Below are 22,626 nucleotides of genomic sequence, written 5' to 3'. Positions count from 1 at the left end.
AAAACACAGAAAAAAAATGCATCAGTTTACTATTGGCATTGAAGAAGAATATCAGATCATCGATTTGGAAAGCAGAGATTTGGTTTCACATGTTTCAAAAATCATTGAAGGAGGAAAGGCGGTTTTAAGTGAAAACTTAAAGCACGAAATGCACGAATCAATGATTGAAATGGAGACCGGAATCTGCCAAAACATTCAGGAAGCTCAGACTGAGCTGACGAATCTGAGGAGACACCTCATTAATACTGCGCATGAACAAGGACTTCGTGTATCCGGTGGCGGAACGCACCCTTTTTCAAATTGGGAACACAATACTATCACCAATGGCGAGCGTTACAACAAAATTGTAGATGACATGGGCGATGTGGCCCGTGGAAATCTTATTTTTGGTCTGCATGTTCACATCGGGATTCCAAACCGTGAGGAAGGAGTAAGAATTCAGAATGTAATGCGATATTTTTTACCGCACGTTTATGCGCTTTCCGTAAATTCACCTTTCTGGATTGGTAGAAACACAGGTTTCAGATCATACAGACAGGAGATTTTTGTTAAATTTCCGCGAACAGGAATTCCTAGCTATTTCAATTCTTTGGCAGAGTTTGACAGCTATGTTGATCTTTTGGTAAAAACAGGAACGATCGATAATGCGAAAAAAATCTGGTGGGATCTGCGTGTTCATCCGTTCTACCCCACTATCGAATTCAGGATTTGTGATATGCCTTTACGAATTGAAGAAACAGTTTGTCTGGCTGCAATCATGCAAAGCTTGGTAGCAAAAATTTACAAATTGCACCAGCAGAATTTAAGTTTCAGAAGCTACAGAAGATTATTGTTGAATGAAAATAAATGGCGTGCTTCAAGAGACGGAATTCACTCTCAATTGATCGATTTTGGAAAAGAAGAATCTGTTCCTTATGCGGATTTGTTGAAAGAATTACTAGAATTTATAGATGATGTTGTAGACGATTTAGGATGTAGAAAAGAGGTCGAATATGCATGGACGATTCTAGAAAACGGAACAGGTGCAGACCGACAACTTAAAGTCTTTGAAGAAACGGGAGATCTGAAGAAAGTCGTTGATTACATGATCTCTGAAACAGAATATGGTATTACGCATAGCGAAAATGCTTCGTAATATTTTTAATAACTTTGCATAAATTATGAAGTTATGAAAGATGTAAGAATTGCTTTGCTAGACATGAATAATAACCATGTCAATCAAGGATTTAAAAATATCAAAGAAATTTCTGAGGCTTTCCGGCAACAATCTGAAGAGAATATCAGCATTCAGGTTTTTGATGTAAGATATAAAAATGAAATGCCGAATATTGAAGATTTTGATATATTTATTTCATCAGGAGGTCCCGGAAATCCTCACAGGGAAGGACATGATTGGGAACAGAAATTTGCCGATTTTTTAGATTCAGTATATTATTACAACAAGGAAAATGATTCAAAAAAATACCTGTTTTTAATTTGTCATTCTTTTCAGCTGGCAAGCATACATTGGAAATTAGGAAATATATGTAAAAGAAAATCTTATTCTTTTGGTGTAATGCCTGTGCACAAAACTGAAGAAGGTGAGCAAGAATTCTTATTAAAAAACTTGCCCGATCCTTTTTATGCAGTAGATTCAAGGGCTTATCAATTTATTGAGCCCGATTATCCTAGATTTAATGAGTTGGGAATGAAGGTTGTTGCAATTGAAAAATTCCGTCCGCATATTAATCTGGAAAGAGCAATTATGGCTATTCGTTTTTCCGAAGAAATTTTCGGAACACAGTTTCATCCTGAAGCCAATCCTGCAGGGATGATTGAAAATCTGAAAGACGAAAAGAACAAAAATGCCATGATAGAGAATTTCGGAACAGAGAAATATCTTGAAACATTAGACAGAATGAATGATGATGATAAAATCGTTCTTACACAAGCTCAGATTTTGCCCAGATTTTTGAGTTTTGCAAAAAAAAACATCTTGAGAGAAATTAAGGCTTTGGCTTAATGTAAATAATAACTATTAATACAAAAAATCGAGCACAACTGCTCGATTTTTTAAAATCACAAAGAAAAGAAATATGATTTCAAAATACCGAGAACAATTTAATCAGGAATTTACCCAGGAAAAATATCAGCAGTTTAAACAAACTCTAAAGGAAAAAAGTGGCATCGAACCCGCATTCAGATTGTCTGAAAGCCCGATGTTTCTTACCAATGACTTTAAAAATAAATTGATTGATGCAAGCGAAAGCATTATCGATCAAATCAAAGCTTTACCTTCAGGCACTCTAGAAAAAGCCATTCCGGAAAATTGTAAAGTCCCGAATGATACTGCTCAACCTCATTTTTTCACCATCGATTTTGGGATATGCAGAAGTGAGAACGGAGAAATTGAACCGCAATTGATAGAATTGCAGGCCTTTCCTTCGCTTTACGCATTTCAAAAAGTTTTTGAAGAAACATTTTGCGAAATTTATCCTTTCTTAAATGAAATTAAAAACAAAATGCCTCATGAAGAGTTTGAAAACTATATGAAGGAGTTGATTGTTGGTAATGAAGACTCTGAGAATGTAATTTTGCTAGAAATATTTCCGGAGAAACAAAAAACAGCAATAGATTTTGCCTTAACGGAAAAACTATTGGGAATAAAAACAGTTTGTCTTACGAAAGTGAAGAAAAAAGGTAATAAATTGTTTTATGAAAATGACGGGAGAGAGATTCAGATTAAAAGAATTTATAACCGGGTTATTTTTGATGAATTAGATCGAATTCCGGATCTTCAGCTTGAATTTGATTTCCGTGAAGAGGCAGACGTACAATGGGTTACGCATCCGAACTGGTTTTTTAAAATTTCTAAGTTTCTTTTGCCCATGCTGAAACATCAGTTTGTTCCGAAAAGTTATTTTCTACACGAATTTCCAGATCATGAAAGCTTAGAAAATTTTGTCCTGAAACCTTTGTTTTCATTTGCAGGAAGCGGGGTCAATCTAAATCCGACAAAAGAAATTACTGATGAAATCGAGGATAAAGAAAATTATATCCTACAGCGAAAAGTTACTTACGAACCGGTTTTTGAAGATATCAACGGTGAATTTTCAAAGGCGGAAATACGCTTGTTGTATATTTGGAGAGATCAGGATGAGCGGCCTATTCTCCTTGAAAATTTAGGACGAATGACTAAAGCTGCTATGGTAAATGTGGATTTTAATAAAAAAGATGCGATCTGGATTGGGAGTTCCAATGCTTTTTTTGCAGATTAAATGAAAGCAAAACATAAAAACCTCAGAACTTCTGAGGTTTTGTAAAATAGTGATTATCGGCGGGCTTCTTCGAAGCCCGCCGATAATTTTAAGCAAATTTTAATTAAACTTTACCATCTTCTAGCAACTCTCTTGCCTGATATTCCTGTACGAGATCAATAGCATTTGAAATAACATCGCTTAAAGCGGTAATGAATGTGCCTTCTTCAGCCATGCTCATCGCATGCTTTAAGGCTTCAATTTCCTTCGGAATAATTTCATAGCTGACATCTCTTCCGGATTTTTGTATTCCGTCGATAATCAAACCGTTGATTTCTTCTTCTTTTCTTCCACGAAGATGTTTTTCGTTTCGGATAATAATATAATCAAACATTCTTCCGGCGATTTGTCCGCACAATGTGATGTCTTCATCTCTACGGTCGCCCACTCCTGAAATAATACCTATTTTTTTGGTTGATTCTACATTTTTAAGATAATCTTCAATAGCTTCATATCCGGCAGGATTGTGCGCAAAATCTATTAAAACCTTGAAGTTTTTAAATTTAAAAATATTCAGTCTGCCCGGTGTAAGCTGTGCACTCGGAATGAATGTTCTTAATGAATTTGAAATATCCTCAATTCCGAAACCTTGAAGATAACAAGCTAAACTCGCTGCCAATACATTATCAATCATGAATTTCGCCTTTCCTTCCATTGTAATCGGGAAGTCTTTGGCTTTTCCGATTCTTATTTTCCAATCGCCTTTTTTGATGGTTACAAAACCTTCTTCATAAACGCAGGTAATTTTTCCTTCTTTAGCAAACTTCTTGATGTACTCATTGTTTTCGTCTAAACTAAAAATAGCAACATTGCTCGGTAAATCATTGATGATTCTCATAGAATATTCATCTTGGGCATTCAGAACACTCCAGCCGTTTTTCTTTACGCTGTCGAGTACTACCCTTTTTACCTTGGTTAAATCTTTTAGATTATGGATGTCATTCAAACCTAAGTGATCTTCTTTGATATTGGTCAAAACTCCGATGTCACACTGAGAAAAACCTAATCCTGAACGAAGAATTCCGCCTCTTGCAGTTTCAAGTACGGCAAATTCTACCGTTGGATCCTTTAATATAAATTCTGCAGAGACCGGTCCGGTGGTATCGCCTTTCGTCAGCATTGTATTTTGAATGTAAATACCGTCTGATGTAGTAAAACCAACTCTGTACCCATTATTTTTAACAATGTGCGATATTAGTCTTGTGGTAGTCGTCTTCCCATTTGTTCCCGTAACCGCAATAATAGGAATTGTGAATGGTTTCCCCTGAGGATATAACATATCTACAACCGGTGCTGCGACGTTTCTCGGAAGGCCTTCGCTAGGTGCAAGATGCATTCTGAAACCCGGTGCAGCATTTACTTCAATAATTGCTCCGCCGCTTTCCTTTAGAGGCTGGGTAAGGTTTTCGGCCATAATATCAATTCCGCAAACATCTAAACCGATGATTTTAGAAATTCTTTCTGCCATCGTGATATTTTCCGGATGTACCATATCGGTAACATCAATGGAAGTACCCCCTGTTGAAAGATTGGCTGTGGATTTTAGATAAACGACTTCTCCCTTTTGAGGAACAGTTTCTAAAGTATATTGAAGTTTATCAAGTAATTCTGTAGTATCTTTATCTACTGCGATTTCGGTAAGTACATTTTCATGTCCGTATCCTCTTCTAGTGTCTTTATTTTCTTTATCAATCAGTTGTTGAATATTCATTTCGCCGTCACCTACAACATGGGCCGGAACTCTCCGTGCCGCAGCAACCATTTTATTGTTTATGACCAAAACTCTGAAATCATACCCGGTAATATATTTCTCAACAATTACTTTATTGGAATATTTCTGAGCGTGCTCCAAACCAATTTTTGCAGCTTCCCAATCATTTACATTAATTGAAGAACCTTTTCCATGATTACCGTCTAAAGGTTTGGTTACAATAGGATAGCCTATTTTGTCAATTACACTTCGAAGCTGCTCTTCATCAGTAATTACATCACCTGTAGGAACAGGAATTGCTGCATCATGCAGCATTCTCTTAGTCAGTTCTTTATTGCATGCAATGTCTACCGCGATAGAGCTCGTCTTTCCGGTAATGGTTGCCTGAAATCTCTGCTGATTAACACCATAGCCGAGCTGAACCAATGAATTGCTACCAAGTCTTATCCAGGGAATTTTTCTGGATACCGCTTCCTGAACGATACTTCCTGTAGAAGGACCCAAACGTACACGTTCCCTTATTTCTTTTAACCTTTGGATACAGGCAACAATATCATATTCAGTACCTTCTATTAATGCATTAGCTATTTCTACGGCTTGTTCGGCAGCATAAATACCTGTATTTTCTTCAATATAATCAAAAACTACATTATATACTCCGGGTGTTCGTGTTTCGCGGGTTCTTCCAAAGCCGGTTTCCATACCTGCCAATGTCTGAATTTCTAAAGCAATATGCTCTATCACATGTCCCATCCATGTTCCTGTTTCTACACGATGGAAAAAGCCACCATGTGTACCTTCAGAACACCTGTGCGTAATCAATGATGGGATCAGCTTTTCTATTCGTTCACGAAAACCTTCGATTTTATTGGTTGGATAATTCTCCATCTCTTCAAGATCCAAACGCATTTGTATCAGCTTCTTTCTTCTAATGCTCCAGATATTAGGTCCCCTCAAAGCTTGTATCTTCTCAATTTTCATAGTTTATCTTTTAATAAAAGTATCTTCTAAAATCAAAGATAATGTAAAACCTTAAAAAAAACCACAGACTCTTTAAAGATTTATTAAAAAACTTTAAAATGTATAATCAATTTAAAATCAAAGCAAATGCATTAAAAAGCCTTTCTTATTTTCTCAACAATTAATAATTTTCTAACTTTGCAAACTATGAAACCTGTTGGAAAATTAATTATTATCGGTGGAGCAGTTAATAAAGGCAGTTTCTCCGAAACCGATTACGATCAGAATATTGAAAAAAATCTTAACTTTTTTGAAAGAGGAATCTTAAGAAAGATCATTACCGAATCTAAAAATAAAGAAAATTCGATTATTGAAGTAATTACTACTGCATCACAAATCCCTCAAATTGTAGGTGCGGAATATAAAAAGGCTTTTGAATTTTTAGGAGCTAAAAATGTAAATATACTTGACGTTCACAACCGTGAAGAGGCCAATTCTGATGCTATTGTCGCCAGAGCTAATGCTGCCGATGTTGTCATGTTTACCGGTGGTGATCAGCTGCGGCTCACCTCTATTCTTGGCGGAACAAGATTTCACGATACCATTTTACTGAAATATCAGGAGCAGGATTTTATCTATTCTGGCACATCTGCTGGTGCAGCTGCGGCTTCTGAAAACATGATTTATCAAGGAAGCAGCTCTGAAGCTTTGTTGAAAGGTGAAATAAAAACTACACAAGGTCTTGGGTTAATAGATAATGTCATCGTTGATACTCATTTTGTGCAACGAGGTAGAATCGGACGTCTTTTTCAGGCTGTTGTCAACAATCCGAGGACTTTGGGAATAGGCTTAGGTGAAGATACCGGGTTATTCATCCACAATGATACGATGACTGCTGTAGGATCTGGACTTGTCATTATTGTTGACGGAAGATTTATAAAAGATACCAATCTTACAAATATTAATTTGGGTGAACCTATTTCCATTGACAATCTTACGGTGCATGTGATGTCAATGAATGATCATTATGATCTGACAACCCGAAAATTAACAATTGAAAATTCACAATTTAATCCAATCCCTCAAATTTAAAACACCTAATAGTAACTGATTGTTGACAAATGGTATTTTGCGAACATTAATCAGCAATTATTTTATATCAAACATATTTCTATGAAAATCATCATCCACGGAGGTTTTTTCTCTGAAAGTGACCAAAGCCATGAGGTGAAGGTTGCTAAACAAAATTCTTTAAAAGAGATTGCTAAAAAGGCTTACCAATATTTAGAAACCCATTCAGCTTTTGAAACCGTGGCTTACGCAGTTTCACTTTTAGAAGATGATGAATTATATAATGCAGGAACCGGCTCACAAATACAAAGTGACGGTATTATTCGTATGAGTGCTGCAATGATGGATGGTGAAACTCAGAAAATGAGCGGCGTTATCAATATACGGGATGTAAAAAATCCGATTTTAGTTGCAAAATATCTAATGAAGGAAGATGACCGTGTTCTTGGCGGAAACGGTGCGAAAAAATATGCTTCAGAACATGGTTTTGAAAATTATTCAACCGAAATTCCCCAACGACGAAAGGAATATGTTGCCAAACTAAATAACGGTGGAAAAGGAACCGTGGGCTGCGTTGCTATTGATAGAGAAGGAAAATTAGCGGTTGCAACTTCAACCGGTGGCAAAGGTTTTGAACTTCCCGGGAGAATTTCTGATTCTGCAACTGTTGCAGGGAATTATGCCAATGAATTTTGTGCAGTAAGCTGTACCGGAGTGGGAGAAGATATTGTAAGCAATGCCACAGCAACAAAAATTGTCACAAGGGTGACCGATGGTATGGATCTCGAAGAGGCATTTAGCAAAACTTTTACAGAACTAAAGAAAATTGATGGTTTCGCTGGCGCAATTGCTATTGATCAAAGCGGAAATTTGTATCATAAGGATTCTCATCCCACAATGGTTTTTGCAAGTTTCGACGGAGAAAATTTTGAATCATTTAAATAAATTTTAACATTACTTTATTAATCCCTGGTTTTTTTTGGCACGTATTTTACATACTAAGTTGTATAACAAATTTAAATATAACTTTTAAAATCAGAAATCATGGGAAATAAGACAAACGGATTATTAGCGTTATTAGGAGTAGGTGCTTTAGCATACTGGAAATACAAAAAATCGACGCCGGAGCAGCAGCAAGCTGTAAAAGATAAGATTAACAGTGCAAAGTATAACCTTAATAAATGGGGAAATGATCTTAAAGAAAAGGCTAATGATGTAGCTTCACAGGCTCAGAATAAATTTGACGAAGCAAAAACAAAAGTTGAAGACACGACATCAAATTATTAAATTTGAAATTACACTTTAATATTATTTACATTCTATATAAAAAGAAGCCATCGTTATGATGACTTCTTTTTTGCTTTTATTGCATAGATCAACGGAATTTTATTTCCGAATTTATTGATTCTCCATTTTCCATTTTCAAATTGATCCACGTTTTTGAAACAAGGGTACGGTGACCAGTCAAATTCCTGAAATTTTTCTATTTCCATCTCTTTATCCATTAAATTTTGCAGAACGTCTGATAAAGGATGATTCCATGATATATAATCCTGAACAATCTCTGCAGAAGTATCAGCATAAGTTCCTTCAGATGTTTCTATAATTGGTTTTTCATTAAAATAATTATATACTATTCTGTTAAAATCATCATCATACATCCAAACAACGGGATGAAATTCTGCCATGATAAACTTACCTTCTGGCTTTAAAAAGTGATTAACAACATGTGCCCACTTTTCTAAATCTGGCAGCCAGCCAATGGTACCATAACTTGTAAATACGATATCAAATTTTTCATCTAAAACATATGGAAGATTATAAACGTCTGTACAGATAAATTGGGTATCTGTGTGGCATTGTTTTGCCAAATCTTTTGCAGCATCAATTGCTTTATCAGACAAATCGATTCCCGTAACTTTTGCGCCCATTCTGGAAAGCGAAATAGAATCCTGACCAAAATGGCATTGCAGGTGCAGGATACTTTTATCTTTTATATCTCCAAAAAGTTCTAATTCAATAGAATTAAGTGAATTTCTTCCCTGTAAAAATTCTTCCAAAAAATAAAAGTCAGATTTCAGATGAGGTTCTACTCTTGCATTCCATGAATTTTTATTGATATCGAGATAGTTTTCCATTGATTCTAAATTTATAGTTTTTCAAGTAGATTTCTTTTCTGTTCATCAAATTCTTGTTCGGTCAGAACTCCGCTTTCCTTTAATCTTCCCAATTGTTCTAACTGATCAAGAATAGTGGGTTCAGATTTTGTCTGAAAAAATTCTTTCGGACGAGACATAAAATCTCGCACTTTCTCACAGAACAATTCAGCTTCATACTTCCCAACTCCATCAATCTCAACGATATCGCCTGAAACATTGACATCGATCGAAGCCAGCATAAATGAGGTTTCATATTGAATGGAAGCAACTTTATCATAAGAATAATCCTCCACTTTTAATCCGTACAGGAATTCTTTATCGATGAAAATCAACCTTCTGTCGGTTCCGACCAAAACAATGTGATGCTTTGTTGTTTTGTTTCTGCCCTCAACTAAGTAAATGATCTTTTCACCTTCAGAAAGAATGTTTGGCAATTCTTTGATTTCTTTTCTGGCAAAAAAAGTAGGACTTATATCTAATTGATTTAGTTCTTCTCTTATTTGCTTAAGTCTTGATTTTTCATCCATTGTTTTTGTTTATGCAATTATAGATTTAAAAACTCTTCAAGAGAAAGCGTTTTCTGTTCCCCAGCTTCCAGATTTTTAAAAGTAACCGTTTTAGTTTTAATTTCTTCTTCGCCTAAGAAGACAAGATTTTTAATTCCTTTCTTTTCTGCGTATGTGAATTGCTTGTTGATTTTCGCGTTTTCGGGATACAATTCTGCAGAAATACCTTTTTCTCTCAGCTGGTTGATTAGTTTTAAAGCTTCCAAAGTTTCATCACCCCCAAAATTAGCGAACAGATATTCTACGTTTGAGGTTGCATCTTCTGGGAAAAGATTTAATTCTTCCATAACAAGATAAATTCTGTCTAAACCAAAAGAAATTCCGATTCCCGGAATATTTTTTACTCCGAAAACTTCTGTAAGGTTGTCATATCTTCCACCTCCGCCAATTGAGCCCATTTGTGCTTCATCTGCTTTCACTTCGAAAATCGCTCCTGTATAATAATCTAAACCTCGAGCCAATGTAATATCAAAAACCAGATCCTGACTATTGATACCGAGATTAATCGATTGAGTAATAACGAATTCTAATTCTTCAACACCTTTCAGGCCTATCTCATTTCCAATAAATTTTTCTTTAAGCTGAAGAAGATTTTCTAATGCATCAGTCGATTGGTTAAAGAGGAAATCTAATTTATCAATTGATTCCTGCGAAATGTTTTTTTCTAAAAGTTCCTTTACTACTCCATCCTTCCCAACTTTATCCAGTTTGTCTAAAGCAACGGTAAAATCGATCAGCTTTTCTGTAATTCCTGCATATTCTGCCAAACCGGAAAGAATTTTTCGGTTATTGATGTGAATAGTCACCGAAACTTTTAATTCAGCAAAAGATTTTAAATACAATTGTACCAAATCCACCTCCAGCCATAAACTTTCGCTTCCTACTACATCGGCATCGCACTGATAAAATTCTCTGAATCTTCCTTTTTGCGGACGGTCTGCTCTCCAAACCGGCTGGATTTGATAACGTTTGTAGGGGAAAGTCAGTTTCCCATGATTCATCGCGACAAATCTTGCGAAAGGAACCGTTAGGTCATAGCGCAAAGCTTTATCTGTAAGACTTTCAGCACTGAACGGTTTATCTAAAGCTTTTTGAAAATCATTTAACATCTGAGTTTTCTTTTCATCTTTAGACTCGTTGATGCTTGAATTTAAAATTTTAAAAATCAAACGGTCTCCTTCTTCTCCGTATTTTCCGGTTAAAGTTGAAAGATTTTCAAAGCTTGGAGTTTCTAATGGCTGAAATCCGAACAGTTCAAAGTTTTTCTGTAATATATTGATGATGTATTTTCTTCTTGAAACTTCTAATGATGTAAAATCCCTCGTTCCTTTTGCTAAGCTTGGCTTCATTATTATAATTGATGATTAATAAATGATTTAAAGTGCAAAAATAAGGAATTGAAAGGACTTTTAAATTAATAAAAAAGGCTGGAGATATTGTTTCGCCTGCCCTTTATTTCATCATTTGTGTTTTAGTGTTTTTTATTTCAGACACTTTCAAGAATTTCTAAAATTTCTTCGCCATAATTTTCAATTTTATGCTTTCCGAAACCTTTGATATCAAGCAATTCTTCAATTTTCACAGGCTTATATTTTGCTACAGAAATCAGCTCTTTATTGGTTGCTATAAAATATGAAGGAAGATTCTGTTCTTTCGCTTTTTCGGAACGCCAAAGTTTTAATGCATCCAGAATTTTAATCTCATCATCATTGAGGATTTCATCTTCTGCAGAGTATTTTACTACTTTTGAATCTTTGACAACATTATTGGTTGAAGTACTTTTATATTCATTAAAATATAAGACAACAGACCAGAAACTTTCATCATGCACAAATGCGGTTTCTACTTTAATAATCTCATGCTTATTCAAAAAATCATCAATCATATGCTGATCCTGGAGTAGAAATTCATCTGCAATTCTTACTTTTAAAACTTTTATATTCATCATTTGTGATTTTAGAATTTTATGTCTATTTTCCGCCCAAAAGCAATATTTCTTCAACCCTGATTTCGGTAATATATCTTTTCACGCCATCCTTATCATCATAAGATCTGTAGGTAATTTTACCTTCAACAGCAATTTCTTTACCCTTCGGAACATATTTCTGAAATATTTCTGCTGTTTTACCAAATGCAACAAGGCTGTGCCATTGCGTTTCTTCTACTTTTTCACCTTTTGCGTTGGTGTAATGATCGTTTGTAGCTAATGATACAGTTGATTTTAGAGTTCCGTTGTCGAAAGTCATCATTTCTACTTCTTTTCCTGTGTAACCAATCAATGTTACTTTGTTTCTTAGTGACATAACTTTATATTTTAAAGATTAATAATTCAGATAAGAGACGTTCACTTTTTTCTCAAATCTCTGTTGCAAAGATTGTTGAATTTTGAAATGAGAATCGGTAGAAAAATATTTAAATACATTTGTAGTCGTTTGCAAACGGATATTTTGTATCTTTAAATTTTAAAATATCAAACTGTGAGGAAAGCTTTAAAGAGAACCTATCGGGTATCAAAATATGTAATTTATAAGGAGACGCTGGTTGACTATAAAGAACATTTCTGGTCATTTCTGGGCGCTTTTTTCGGAATAGGAATTATTGCATTTTTACAGTCTCACTATTTGCTGGAACAAGAAAATGTATTTCTTATAGGCTCGTTTGGTGCATCAAGTGTCTTGATTTACGGGGCAGTACAAAGTCCTCTGGCTCAGCCTAGAAATCTTGTCGGTGGCCATGTAATTTCGGCTTTGGTGGGAGTTACGGTTTATCAAATCGTTCCAGATGTTTTGTGGCTTTCTGCACCTTTGGCAGTTGCGCTTTCGATTGTTTTGATGCAGTACACAAAAACACTTCATCCTCCAGGCGGAGCTACAGCTTTGATCGCGGTGACATCACCAGGAAAAATCTCTGATTTAGGATATTGGTATGCACTATCACCCGTTTTGTCTGGGTGTATTATCTTGCTTGTAACGGCATTGATTTTTAACAATGTTACCAAAAACAGAAGTTATCCTACAAGTGCTAAGTGGAAAAAGCTTTTACATAAAAAACACAAACACCCATTGAAAAATTAAACACTATGAACTGTCTGGAATGTGGCGAAAAAATCATTGGAAGATCAGATAAAAAATTCTGCAATGATGCCTGTAGAAACGCTTACAACAATAAACAAAATAAAGACTCGAGCAATCTGATGCGGAATGTAAATAATAAACTCCGCCGCAATTACCGGATTTTGAGCGAAACCAATATAGAAGGTAAAACTAAAATCAGCAAGTCTAAACTCGGTGGCTTAGGATTTGATTTTAATTATTTTACGCAGATTAAAGTTTATAAAAATGGCTCGGAATACAAATTTGTCTATGACCAGGGTTACAAAATTTTGGATGATGATTATATTTTAATAGTTAAAAATTAATCTTTACAAATTGCAGAAAAATAAAAATCAAACATGAAAGAAATTGTCATCATAACCGGAGCAGGCGGAACTTTAGCAAAAGCTTTGGCTAAAAAACTTGAAAATAAATATGCTATCCGGTTTTTAACAAGAACAAAAAAGCATGAAAATGAATTTGAATGGAATATTGAGAAAGGAATCATTGATGAAAATGCATTTGAAAATGTAAGTCATATCATACATCTTGCCGGAGCCAATATTTCAGAAAAAAAATGGACTGAAGAGCGAAAAAAAGAAATCATCTCGAGCCGTGTTGACTCTGCACAATTAATTCTTAAAGCCTTACAAAAGAAAAATATTCAGCTTAAATCTTTTATTTCGGCATCAGCTGTCGGCATTTACGGAGCCATTACTTCAGAGAAAATATTTAAGGAAGATGACCAAAAGGGAAATGATTTTCTAAGTGAAGTCGTTATCCGTTGGGAAAAAGCTGCTGATGAATTTTTGGAGAAGGGTCTCGCTGAAAGAGTGGTAAAAGTTCGGACATCTATTGTACTTTCCGAAAAAGAAGGAGCTTTAAAAAAGATGTCTGTTCCTGTAAAATTTGGGATCGGATCGCCTATTGGCAGCGGCAGACAGTACATACCGTGGATTCATATTGATGATATTTGTTCGGTCTTTGAATTTGCTTTAAAAAACGAAAATGTAAGCGGTGCTTACAATGCTTCTGCGCCACAACATACTGATAATGAAAACTTGACGAAAGAAATTGCTGAAGTCTTAGACAAACCTCTCTTTATGCCCAATGTTCCGGGGTTTGTAATGAAGCTTATCTTTGGTGAACTCGCTGTCGTATTGCTTGAAGGCTCCAGAACTTCTTCAGAAAAACTGCAGAACGCAGGTTTTCAATTTAAATTTCCTGATTTAAAAAATGCTTTAGAAGATTTATTCAAAAATAATAAACTTACATAATCAATAAGATTGTACAATCTATGCAGAATACAAACATACATATAGAAAAGACTGAAATTTTATCAGATAACTGGTACACTTTAAAAAAGATCACTTTCAATGTTTTAAAAAATGACGGCAAGACCGAAACCCAAAGCAGAGAAGCCTATGACAGGGGAAATGGTGCTGTGATTTTGTTATATAACGCAGCCAAAAAAACGGTAATTTTAACGAGACAATTCCGGATGCCGACTTACATCAACGGAAATTCTACCGGAATGCTGATCGAAGCATGTGCAGGATTATTAGACAATAATCATCCTGAAGATTGTATAATAAGAGAGGCCGAAGAAGAAACAGGCTACAAAATATCGAAGGTTGAAAAAGTTTTTGAAGCCTATATGTCACCCGGATCTGTCACAGAAATTCTTCATTTCTTCATTGCAGAATATTCTGATGAAATGAAAATCAACAATGGTGGTGGTCTGCAAGAAGAGGGAGAAGATATTGAAGTTCTGGAAATCGATATTGAAAAAGCTCATAAAATGATTGATTCCGGTGATATCAAAGATGCAAAAACCATTATGCTTCTTCAACATTTGCGCCTTAAAAATTTAATGTAGATTTAAATAAAATAGAAATTATGAAACTGCAATTTTCGCTGATCCTTTGTCTATTATTTTCTGTAGCTTTTGGTCAGAAAAAAGAAGTACTGAATGCAAAAGATCAGCACGCTTCCGAACATTTTAAGAGGGAATATAAAAAGAAAAGTTATAAAAGGTTTGACGGAAAAATTACCGTAAGGGATAATCAGGTTTTGTTTGACGACAAAGCGATTTTATTTGATAAATCTGATCAATTAACTGTTTCGATCTTAAAGCAAGGCTTGATTTATCCGCAGCTTTTGACAGACTATCAGATGGAGAAGTTTCTGGATGAAACCACTGATAAAACACAGAAAAGATTTTTGAAATTGCAGAAAGACCCGAAAGCTTCTTTTGATGTCAATAATATCACTGTGAAAATTTCTGAAATGACGTTTCTCAATTTAAACGATAAAGTAAAAAGATTCCGATTGATAACCAAAAATCGGAACCTTCCCAATTCTGTTGTTTATTTTATTGAATTAACTAATTCGAAGGCTGCTAAAAATATAAATCTTGATGAATTTTTAAAAGATGCCAAGCTGACTTATATTGATCAGGAATAACTATTGTATGAATATGACGATTAATGATTTATGTAAAATTTGACAAGCATTTCATTTCCAAATAAATTAATAATGAATAACTTACAGTTTTACAATTAAAAAGCCTAATTTTGCATCCCGTAAAAAGGATTATATCGTATGAAAACGCTTAGACAGAATTTTGTATACAAATATACACGATAAAGCGATTGCTTATGACCTTTTAAAATCAATAAATATCTTCATATGAAAAGAATTGGCGAGCACAGAAAGCTTCTTGGCGTTGATAAAACGGCAACTTTAAAAGACTTAAAAACCATTTACAGGAATACGATGAAAGATACGCATCCTGATAAATTTATCAATGATGAAGAAGGGAAATTAGAAGCTGAAGAAAAAAGCAAATCAATCATTGAAGCCTATCATTTTTTGGTAAGCATCAACGAAGAAACACAGGAAAAATATAGAGAAGAATATACGGAGACGATCACAACATCTATCATTACAGATTTTTATCTTGAAAAACAGATTTTAAAAGTGCAGCATCTGAATGGTAAAATGTTTGAATATATCGGTGTCCCAAGAAATACTTACATCAAAATGGTGAATTCTGATTCGCCAAGCCGTTTTGCCAGAAGACATATCTATGGAAATTTCATCTACAGAAAGTCTGGTGAAGTAATGGCAGATTAATTTCTGATTTATAATCTTTATCCTAAGCTCTTTATTTATAGTCTTAACATCAAAAGTAACGGGATAAAAATCGTTATCGTTAATTCTGTTAAAAAGTATTTTTTTTCCTAAAAGATATTCACATACTGTATCAGAGACTGTATTATTTGCTTGGGTAATTATATTAATCGTATTTTCTTTCATATCCAGGTGGCAGCTTTTTTATCTCATTTAATATAGCCTGTTGCCATACCATCGGAAGAAAATATTTTTTTCGCAGAGCATCTACGTTTTTTATATCTTTTATGGGTTAAATTCAATATATTTTTTATCTTTAATCAAATCCATAATAGTTATTTTTTTTTCTTCATATAGCTTTTGTCCTTCCTTTGAGGTCTGCGTTTTAAGCCCAAAAGTTGTCGCTTTTTCTTGTATAACCGCATCATGATCATCTATTAGATATCCTAAGTCCGTTGGTCTTAAATTCTTATTTTTTATGGCAGCTTCATAATAAGATACTACTTTGGTATATATGCTGTCATCATATCGGGTGCAATGCATTAAAATAAGATCAAGATTATTAAGGTTATGCTGACCAATAGTTTTAGCGGTAGGGAAACCATATTTATCGATTTGCTGTGAAATCCTTTTATAATTAGATAGATCAGTTTCTTTTAGAAAATCTGTTTCCCTTTTTAGTTTAGTAAATGATTCATTGGTTCTTACATATTGATCCAAATACTGAGATTCGGTGATGATATCACTAAATTCTTGATTATAGTTTACAATAAATTTTTTCAGCCCTTTGTTATATGCTTTGTAAAATCTTTCTTTGGTCATAGCCTTCAATATCAATGAATCTTTTGTAAGCATATATTTTACATGATAATTTATCTCACCCAATTCTCGTATTAATTTCAGAGCCGGTTTCTTTTTATCGTTTTTCAGATATATATCTAATGCAGTTCTCTTATTTAAATCTGACAAAGGTTCTTTTATTCCTTGTAATATAGTATAAGCTTCTTTGTAATTATTTTGTTTGATTGCTACATCTATAGCAATCATAGATTCATAATATTTTTGCTGCGCATGAGTGAATGTAAAAATCACAATGCACACCAGTAGATACCCTCTTTTTATCATTTTATAATCTTTTAAAAGTTAATAACAAAAGATTAGCCTTGTCAGTAATGAATGACGAGACCAATTTCTTTAAAGAAAAATTTTGCGAAATTTTAATTAATAGACAACGAAGGGCAAGATACTGTTACTTCATTATCCCTACCAGTTTCTTTCCCATATTGTCATCATAGTTTATAACATCTGTAACAGTGCAATTTCCTCGTTGGTATTCGGTCATTTTGTAATAATCCCCACCTTTAATTTTTGATAGATTGTTAATTTCTGTGTTTTTTAAATTTTTTAATTTCTTTATAATTAAAATATAAATTTTGTTATTTGTCACAATTGACATATCAAAACTAATAATTAATTTTATAAAAAAAATCACATTTAACATATATCTAACCTTTAAAAAATGTTAAATATATGTATATATCATACTATAATTTATATAAAATTACAAAATTCATTATTTAAACAATTTATTTTTAAATATTTTGCACAAATAATAATTTATACTTTCAGTTTGTATCGTGCATTTTCACTCAATTTACCACCCGAAAAATCTATGCATGATCATTATGATACGTAAAAAACCTTAAATAAAAAAACCGTATCAAGAGCGATACGGTTTTTCAGGTTAATATTGATAGTATAAATTTATGATTCCAGACCTAAATTATCATCATTTTTCTTGTGATATTCTTCAAATTCCTGAGGATACAGCTTCTTCAATCTTTCCTGCTCTTCAGCTTCATCTTCTGCATCATGCGCATGTTTTGCAACAAACTTTTTTCTTCTGTTGATTTTACGTTTTGAGATAATGTAGAACATTACCGGAACGATGATCAAGGTAAGGAAAGTAGCAAATGATAGTCCGAAAATAATCGTCCATGCCAATGGTCCCCAGAACATTACGTTGTCGCCCCCTAATGAAAAATGAGGATTCAATGTGGTAAGGAAAGAAAATATATCGAAGTTTAAACCGATTGCTAACGGAATCAGACCCAAGATCGCTGTTGTAGCAGTCAGCAACACCGGTCTCAGACGTTCTTTTCCGGATTCGATGATGACTTCTTTTACTTCTTCAAGCTCAAGGTCATCGTGAGTTTCAACACCTTTTTTATACACCAGTTCGTCGAGTTTAAGAACAAAGAAGTCCATCAATACGATACCGTTCTTCACTACAACTCCGGCTAACGAAATGATTCCCATCATCGTCATCAGAATTACAAAGTCCATCCCGAAAATTGACAGTCCTAAAAACACTCCTGCAAAACTTAAGAAAATCGTAGTCATAATGATCAAAGTTTTTGAAAGTGAGTTAAACTGGAATACAATAATGGATGTTACCAATGCCATTGCCAGGAATAATGCAAATAAAAGGAAATTCATATTCTTGCCCTGCTCTTCCTGCTCTCCGCCAAAACTATAGGTAATCCCTTCCGGAGTCTTATAGTTTTTCAATGATTCCTGAATTTTCTGAACGATCTCATTGGCATTATAGTCTTTCAATACGTTAGAGTAAACCATAATAGTTCTTGTATTATCTTTTCTCTTGATTTTATTGAAAGTTGTTTCTTCCTTCATGGTAGAGAACGTAGACATCGGAACCAGAACAGGACCGCTCTGTCCTTGCAGCGTAATCGGCTGATTAAACAGCAAGCTCGTATTTCTTCTTTGATCCTGTTGTAATCTTACTGAAATATCATAATCATCTTTAACATCTTTGAAGGTAGAAATATCCTGTCCGAATAGAGCTCTACGAAGTGTAATCCCTGTATAAGCCGTCGAAACTCCCATGTTTCCTGCTGCCTCTCTATCGATATCTATAATCAGCTCCGGACTTTCCTTATTGATGTCTGACTGCAGTTTTTCGATTCCTGAAATTCCCTGCTTGTTTATATACGTGATCATATTGTGAGCTTCAGTCAACAATTGATCATAATCGTCTCCTCTAAGTTCAATTGAAACAGGATAACCTACTGGCGGACCGTTGGCATCTTTTTCAACGGTAAACGTAAACCCGGGAATATTTGGAACTGCTTTTCGGATCTGTTCCATTACTTCACCTGTATCAATACCCCTACGTTTTGCAAATTCTACGAACGTGATTGTCGTTTTTGATTTAAATGGCGTATCTGCTTCAGAACCTGCATCAACCTGTGGATTGATCGCACCTTTACCTACTTGGGTTACCATTGATTCTGCAAGAAAGTTTTCTCCGGTTTTCTCGTCCTTATATTGCTTTAAAACATTTAAAATCCTTGCTTCAACCTGTTTTGTAGCCGTATTTGTCTTGGCAATATCTGTTCCTTGAGGATATTCCATATAAACAATCACCTGTTTAGGAATATTTTCAGGGAAGAAAAGGACTTTTGAACGTCCGATTCCCATCATCATTCCATACAGAATGAATGAGAAAATAAGCACTCCAATAACGCCTAAGAACCAATATCTCGGTTTTTTACCCTGCAATAGATTTTTTAAAAATTTCTGATATCTTTTAGCAAGATTCGGAAAGAAAGTATATTGGAAATGCTCAATTCTGTCATGAAAAAATCCTTTATACAGCCATATCGCTGCAATGGCCAATACAGAAAGTGTTACGATTGCCAGGAAAAACTCTACCCCTGTAATTAATCTTAATGCTCCAAAAACTACTGCCAGAATTGCAAAGATAAGGGTGTATTTTTTAGCCTGAGAACCGGTAAGGTTTTTATTATCTAATGTCATTCCTCCTGCTGTCATGGAAGCGTTAATAATCAACGCCACAAATAATGAAGCCATTAAGGTTACAGAAATCGTAATCGGGAAATATTTCATGAATTTTCCCATAATTCCGGGCCACATCAACATCGGTAAGAATGCACAAACGGTAGTTAAAGTGGAAGTAATAACCGGAAAAGCGATCTCTCCGATCCCAAATTTAGAAGCTTCTCTACGTTTGTAGCCTTTTTCCATGTTAGCGTAAACGTTGTCTACAACTACAATACCATCATCTACGAGCATACCGAGTCCCATTACCATTGCGAAAAGCACCATGGTATTTAAGGTGACTCCAAAAGCACTTAATATCGCAAAGGCAATCAACATGGAAAGCGGAATTGCTGTACCCACAAATAATGCATTTTTAAGCCCCATCGAGAAACTCAACACACACATTACCAAAAGAATACCGATCAGAATGTGGTTTGCCAATTCGTTTACCTGATGCTCAACATCTGTAGATTGGTCAGATGTTAAAGAAATATCAATATCTTTCGGAATATACGTTTCCTGTGCTTTTTTAATTTTTTCTTTTGCCTGCTCTATCGCTGCAATCATGTTAGTACCCGATCTTTTCTTCAAATTGATCATGACTACATCTTCTCCGGATTCTCTTGCGTAGGTAGTTTTTTCTTTTTCTTTAAATTCCACTTTCGCAATATCCATGATTCTTACACCTGGTTTTATGACGAAATTATTGATATCTGCCGGATCTGAAATCTGACCTTTGATTCTGACATTTTCACGGTTTCCTTCGGTAACAAGATTTCCCCCGGAAATGGTAATGTTCTCATTTTTGATAGAAGTAATCACCTGATCAAAACTTACTCCTGCGGCATTCATTTTAAAGATATCCAGCGCAACTTCCACTTCATTGTCATCTACTCCCAAAACTGTTGCTTCCTTTACTTCAGGAATATCTTCAAGATCGTCTTTGATGTCATCTGCATATTGTCTAAGCGTAAATTTTGGATAATTTCCTTTTAAATTTACATTTAAGATCGGCATTTCCTCAGAAATATTAAGATCAAAAACACTAGGTTCTACTTTAGAACCAGAGTCTACTGTCGGCCAGTCCTGATCTCCTTTTGCCTCATCTACTTTGTCTTTAATTCTTTGCTTCGCTTCGGCTAAAGCTACTTTTTCTTCAAATTCAACTGTAATCAGACAGTAATCCTGAAAGGAATTTGAAGTCACTTTATCTACTCCCGAAACATTTTTAAACTTATCTTCAAGTTCTTTAGTGATCAGCTTTTCAACATCTTCTGCTGAGTTCCCCGGGTACACTGAAGAAATATATATCTTATTTTCTACCACTTCCGGAAAGCTTTCTCTTGGCATAGAAGTGTAAGCAAAGATCCCAAGAATCACAATGATAAATGTAAGTACGTATACTGTGGTTCTATTGTCTACCGCCCAGCTTGAAAAGAAAGATTCTTTTTCGTGGTGCTTATTTTCGCCCATAATTGTTTATTTATTTCAATGAGTTTAATTAAGAAATTTTAATTTTCTGTCCTTCTGTAAGATTTTTAGAACCGTCAGTAATCACCGTATCTCCGGCTTTAAGACCTCTTGTAATTTCTACATTATTTTCAGACTTTTCTCCGGTTTCTACATAAACTTTTTTGGCAACTGCGTTTTCTCCTTTGATGTTTGTCGCCACAAAAACATAGCTTTTATGCGCTGCGTCTTCATAAATATACTGACCCGGAATCTGTAATGCAGAAGGATTTACATAATCCTGAATTTTTATCTGCGCCAATAAATTTGGTTTTATATACCCCCCATCATTTGAAACAGGAATCTGAATCAGGAAGGTTCTTGTTGCAGGATCAATATAGTTTCCAACCAATCTTATGCTTGATTTCACAGATTTATTAAGAGCTGGGAAATTAATTTCTACCCCTGTTCCCGGTTTTACTTTTGCCAGATAAGTTTCAGGAACTTTAGCTTCCACACGCATCACTCCCAGGCTAATTAGTTTAACAATATCAGTTGCCGGTCCGGCAGAAACAGCCTGCCCGTTTTGCGTTATTACTTTATCGATCACCCCGCTGAAAGGGGCAACAATTGTTGTTTTAATTAAGTTGGCTCTTATTGCATCTGCAGCTTTTTGCGTGGCAGCGACCTGACTTTGCGCAGCTGAAATTTGCTTCTGGGCAGATTCATAATTGGTTTTAGCCTGAAGATACTGGAATTCTGAACCGATTTTTTGTTTCCAAAGTGCACTTTGCTTTTCAAAAGTAATTCTTGATAAATTAGCCTGAGATTTTACTTGCTGAAGCTGTGCATTGGATGCAGAAACCTGAATTAAAGCCTGTTTGTGCTGGTCATTAAGACCTCCATCTGCAATTCTGCCTAATACCTGACCTTTATTTACTCTCTGACCCTCTTTTACATAAAGCGTTAATGTTCCGTTGAACTGGGCCTGTACATTCACATCCTGATCTGTTGTAACACTTCCCTGTATCTCAACATTATGGGCAAATGAATTTAACTCTAATTTTTGTACAGAAACATATCCTAATGTTTGACTTACTCCTAATGCCGTAAGATTTTTATCTACCTCAGACATGATATTGTTGAGACTGTCCATTTTAGCTTTCTGGCGATCTTTGTATGCTTGCAGTCCTTTTACATCTTTGGTTTTTATAAGAGCTTCTAGAGTTTTATCTTGTGTAGCACTTTCTTTTTTGCAGGCTGCAAGAGTAAGAATTAATGCTAATGGAAGGAATATTTTTTTCATGTGGAATATTATTTTAT

21 protein-coding genes are annotated in these 22,626 nt (G+C 34.8%); 12 read left to right on the top strand and 9 right to left on the bottom strand.

Annotation, left to right across the window (positions count from 1 at the left end):
• Positions 1–16 precede the first annotated feature (16 nt).
• From K0U91_RS13515 to K0U91_RS13505, 3 genes are all read left to right on the top strand, one after another.
• Positions 17–1,135: a carboxylate-amine ligase gene (locus K0U91_RS13515; RefSeq protein ID WP_219969225.1), complete on the top strand. Its 1,119-nt coding sequence runs from the start codon at positions 17–19 to the stop codon at positions 1,133–1,135.
• Positions 1,136–1,168: 33 nt separating this feature from the next.
• Complete coding sequence (locus K0U91_RS13510; protein WP_219969226.1) at positions 1,169–2,002, top strand: type 1 glutamine amidotransferase; 834 nt, start codon at positions 1,169–1,171, stop codon at positions 2,000–2,002.
• A gap of 73 nt (positions 2,003–2,075) precedes the next feature.
• Positions 2,076–3,257, top strand: a complete 1,182-nt coding sequence (locus tag K0U91_RS13505; protein WP_220179124.1) for a hypothetical protein — start codon at positions 2,076–2,078, stop codon at positions 3,255–3,257.
• Positions 3,258–3,360: 103 nt separating this feature from the next.
• Here the strand turns inward: K0U91_RS13505 and cphA are convergent, their stop codons facing one another.
• Entirely contained in the window at positions 3,361–5,988 is a 2,628-nt protein-coding gene (cphA, locus tag K0U91_RS13500) for a cyanophycin synthetase (protein ID WP_220179123.1), read from the bottom strand.
• Between the two features lie 186 nt (positions 5,989–6,174).
• On the opposite strand from cphA, the gene K0U91_RS13495 reads away from it, so the two are divergent.
• The 3 genes from K0U91_RS13495 to K0U91_RS13485 all read left to right on the top strand — a co-directional run bounded on the left by K0U91_RS13495 (position 6,175) and on the right by K0U91_RS13485 (position 8,325).
• Complete coding sequence (locus K0U91_RS13495) at positions 6,175–7,059, top strand: cyanophycinase (protein WP_219969229.1); 885 nt, start codon at positions 6,175–6,177, stop codon at positions 7,057–7,059.
• 81 nt (positions 7,060–7,140) lie between these two features.
• A complete protein-coding gene (locus K0U91_RS13490) occupies positions 7,141–7,983 on the top strand; it encodes an isoaspartyl peptidase/L-asparaginase (RefSeq protein ID WP_220179122.1) in 843 nt (280 codons plus the stop codon).
• Positions 7,984–8,082: 99 nt separating this feature from the next.
• The gene (locus K0U91_RS13485) at positions 8,083–8,325 is read left to right on the top strand and encodes a YtxH domain-containing protein (RefSeq protein ID WP_220179121.1); all 243 of its coding nucleotides are present in this window, start codon (positions 8,083–8,085) and stop codon (positions 8,323–8,325) included.
• 53 nt (positions 8,326–8,378) lie between these two features.
• Here K0U91_RS13485 and K0U91_RS13480 read toward each other — a convergent pair whose 3' ends face one another.
• The 5 genes from K0U91_RS13480 to K0U91_RS13460 all read right to left on the bottom strand — a co-directional run bounded on the left by K0U91_RS13480 (position 8,379) and on the right by K0U91_RS13460 (position 12,066).
• Positions 8,379–9,176, bottom strand: coding sequence for a class I SAM-dependent methyltransferase (locus K0U91_RS13480; RefSeq protein WP_220179120.1), 798 nt, complete (start codon positions 9,174–9,176; stop codon positions 8,379–8,381).
• Positions 9,177–9,187: 11 nt separating this feature from the next.
• Complete coding sequence (locus K0U91_RS13475; RefSeq protein ID WP_219969233.1) at positions 9,188–9,724, bottom strand: PH domain-containing protein; 537 nt, start codon at positions 9,722–9,724, stop codon at positions 9,188–9,190.
• A 17-nt stretch (positions 9,725–9,741) separates the two neighbouring features.
• Entirely contained in the window at positions 9,742–11,112 is a 1,371-nt protein-coding gene (gene hisS / locus K0U91_RS13470; RefSeq protein ID WP_220179119.1) for a histidine--tRNA ligase, read from the bottom strand.
• Positions 11,113–11,249: 137 nt separating this feature from the next.
• Positions 11,250–11,708 carry an HRDC domain-containing protein gene (locus K0U91_RS13465; RefSeq protein WP_220179534.1) on the bottom strand — a complete coding sequence of 153 codons (459 nt, stop codon included), beginning with the start codon at positions 11,706–11,708 and terminating at the stop codon, positions 11,250–11,252.
• Between the two features lie 25 nt (positions 11,709–11,733).
• On the bottom strand, positions 11,734–12,066 hold the full coding sequence (locus K0U91_RS13460; protein WP_219969235.1) for a single-stranded DNA-binding protein: 333 nt from the start codon (positions 12,064–12,066) through the stop codon (positions 11,734–11,736).
• Between the two features lie 174 nt (positions 12,067–12,240).
• Here K0U91_RS13460 and K0U91_RS13455 point away from each other — a divergent pair, with 174 nt between their 5' ends.
• The 6 genes from K0U91_RS13455 (at position 12,241) to K0U91_RS13430 (ending at position 15,993) form a co-directional block, all read left to right on the top strand.
• Positions 12,241–12,837, top strand: a complete 597-nt coding sequence (locus K0U91_RS13455) for an HPP family protein (RefSeq protein ID WP_220179118.1) — start codon at positions 12,241–12,243, stop codon at positions 12,835–12,837.
• Positions 12,838–12,842: 5 nt separating this feature from the next.
• Positions 12,843–13,181, top strand: a complete 339-nt coding sequence (locus K0U91_RS13450; RefSeq protein ID WP_219969237.1) for a hypothetical protein — start codon at positions 12,843–12,845, stop codon at positions 13,179–13,181.
• 33 nt (positions 13,182–13,214) lie between these two features.
• Positions 13,215–14,132 carry a TIGR01777 family oxidoreductase gene (locus tag K0U91_RS13445; protein WP_220179117.1) on the top strand — a complete coding sequence of 306 codons (918 nt, stop codon included), beginning with the start codon at positions 13,215–13,217 and terminating at the stop codon, positions 14,130–14,132.
• 20 nt (positions 14,133–14,152) lie between these two features.
• A complete protein-coding gene (gene nudK, locus K0U91_RS13440) occupies positions 14,153–14,734 on the top strand; it encodes a GDP-mannose pyrophosphatase NudK (protein ID WP_220179116.1) in 582 nt (193 codons plus the stop codon).
• Between the two features lie 20 nt (positions 14,735–14,754).
• Positions 14,755–15,321 (top strand): hypothetical protein, encoded by a 567-nt coding sequence (locus K0U91_RS13435; protein WP_220179115.1) that lies wholly within the window; start codon positions 14,755–14,757, stop codon positions 15,319–15,321.
• Between the two features lie 225 nt (positions 15,322–15,546).
• On the top strand, positions 15,547–15,993 hold the full coding sequence (locus tag K0U91_RS13430) for a KTSC domain-containing protein (RefSeq protein WP_219969241.1): 447 nt from the start codon (positions 15,547–15,549) through the stop codon (positions 15,991–15,993).
• A gap of 282 nt (positions 15,994–16,275) precedes the next feature.
• On the opposite strand, the gene K0U91_RS13425 is transcribed toward K0U91_RS13430, so the two are convergent.
• The 3 genes from K0U91_RS13425 to K0U91_RS13415 all read right to left on the bottom strand — a co-directional run bounded on the left by K0U91_RS13425 (position 16,276) and on the right by K0U91_RS13415 (position 22,609).
• Positions 16,276–17,115 (bottom strand): hypothetical protein, encoded by an 840-nt coding sequence (locus K0U91_RS13425; RefSeq protein WP_220179114.1) that lies wholly within the window; start codon positions 17,113–17,115, stop codon positions 16,276–16,278.
• A gap of 639 nt (positions 17,116–17,754) precedes the next feature.
• Positions 17,755–21,327 (bottom strand): efflux RND transporter permease subunit, encoded by a 3,573-nt coding sequence (locus K0U91_RS13420; RefSeq protein WP_220179113.1) that lies wholly within the window; start codon positions 21,325–21,327, stop codon positions 17,755–17,757.
• Between the two features lie 28 nt (positions 21,328–21,355).
• Positions 21,356–22,609 (bottom strand): efflux RND transporter periplasmic adaptor subunit, encoded by a 1,254-nt coding sequence (locus K0U91_RS13415; protein WP_219969244.1) that lies wholly within the window; start codon positions 22,607–22,609, stop codon positions 21,356–21,358.
• Positions 22,610–22,626 lie beyond the last annotated feature (17 nt).

Origin of the sequence: Chryseobacterium sp. LJ668 (assembly GCF_019613955.1) — a bacterium.
Lineage (GTDB): Bacteria > Bacteroidota > Bacteroidia > Flavobacteriales > Weeksellaceae > Chryseobacterium.
Note: the sequence above shows the minus strand (reverse complement) of the source record. Positions and strands in the feature narration are given on the sequence as shown.

Bases quoted from the DNA above. Each gene is read 5' to 3' on its own strand.
- K0U91_RS13515 (WP_219969225.1), top strand. From the start codon at position 17: ATGCATCAGTTTACTATTGGCATTGAAGAAGAATATCAGATCATCGAT.
- K0U91_RS13510 (WP_219969226.1), top strand. From the start codon at position 1,169: ATGAAAGATGTAAGAATTGCTTTGCTAGACATGAATAATAACCATGTC.
- K0U91_RS13505 (WP_220179124.1), top strand. From the start codon at position 2,076: ATGATTTCAAAATACCGAGAACAATTTAATCAGGAATTTACCCAGGAA.
- cphA (WP_220179123.1), bottom strand. From the start codon at position 5,988: ATGAAAATTGAGAAGATACAAGCTTTGAGGGGACCTAATATCTGGAGC.
- K0U91_RS13495 (WP_219969229.1), top strand. From the start codon at position 6,175: ATGAAACCTGTTGGAAAATTAATTATTATCGGTGGAGCAGTTAATAAA.
- K0U91_RS13490 (WP_220179122.1), top strand. From the start codon at position 7,141: ATGAAAATCATCATCCACGGAGGTTTTTTCTCTGAAAGTGACCAAAGC.
- K0U91_RS13485 (WP_220179121.1), top strand. From the start codon at position 8,083: ATGGGAAATAAGACAAACGGATTATTAGCGTTATTAGGAGTAGGTGCT.
- K0U91_RS13480 (WP_220179120.1), bottom strand. From the start codon at position 9,176: ATGGAAAACTATCTCGATATCAATAAAAATTCATGGAATGCAAGAGTA.
- K0U91_RS13475 (WP_219969233.1), bottom strand. From the start codon at position 9,724: ATGGATGAAAAATCAAGACTTAAGCAAATAAGAGAAGAACTAAATCAA.
- hisS (WP_220179119.1), bottom strand. From the start codon at position 11,112: ATGAAGCCAAGCTTAGCAAAAGGAACGAGGGATTTTACATCATTAGAA.
- K0U91_RS13465 (WP_220179534.1), bottom strand. From the start codon at position 11,708: ATGAATATAAAAGTTTTAAAAGTAAGAATTGCAGATGAATTTCTACTC.
- K0U91_RS13460 (WP_219969235.1), bottom strand. From the start codon at position 12,066: ATGTCACTAAGAAACAAAGTAACATTGATTGGTTACACAGGAAAAGAA.
- K0U91_RS13450 (WP_219969237.1), top strand. From the start codon at position 12,843: ATGAACTGTCTGGAATGTGGCGAAAAAATCATTGGAAGATCAGATAAA.
- K0U91_RS13445 (WP_220179117.1), top strand. From the start codon at position 13,215: ATGAAAGAAATTGTCATCATAACCGGAGCAGGCGGAACTTTAGCAAAA.
- nudK (WP_220179116.1), top strand. From the start codon at position 14,153: ATGCAGAATACAAACATACATATAGAAAAGACTGAAATTTTATCAGAT.
- K0U91_RS13435 (WP_220179115.1), top strand. From the start codon at position 14,755: ATGAAACTGCAATTTTCGCTGATCCTTTGTCTATTATTTTCTGTAGCT.
- K0U91_RS13430 (WP_219969241.1), top strand. From the start codon at position 15,547: ATGAAAAGAATTGGCGAGCACAGAAAGCTTCTTGGCGTTGATAAAACG.
- K0U91_RS13425 (WP_220179114.1), bottom strand. From the start codon at position 17,115: ATGATAAAAAGAGGGTATCTACTGGTGTGCATTGTGATTTTTACATTC.
- K0U91_RS13420 (WP_220179113.1), bottom strand. From the start codon at position 21,327: ATGGGCGAAAATAAGCACCACGAAAAAGAATCTTTCTTTTCAAGCTGG.
- K0U91_RS13415 (WP_219969244.1), bottom strand. From the start codon at position 22,609: ATGAAAAAAATATTCCTTCCATTAGCATTAATTCTTACTCTTGCAGCC.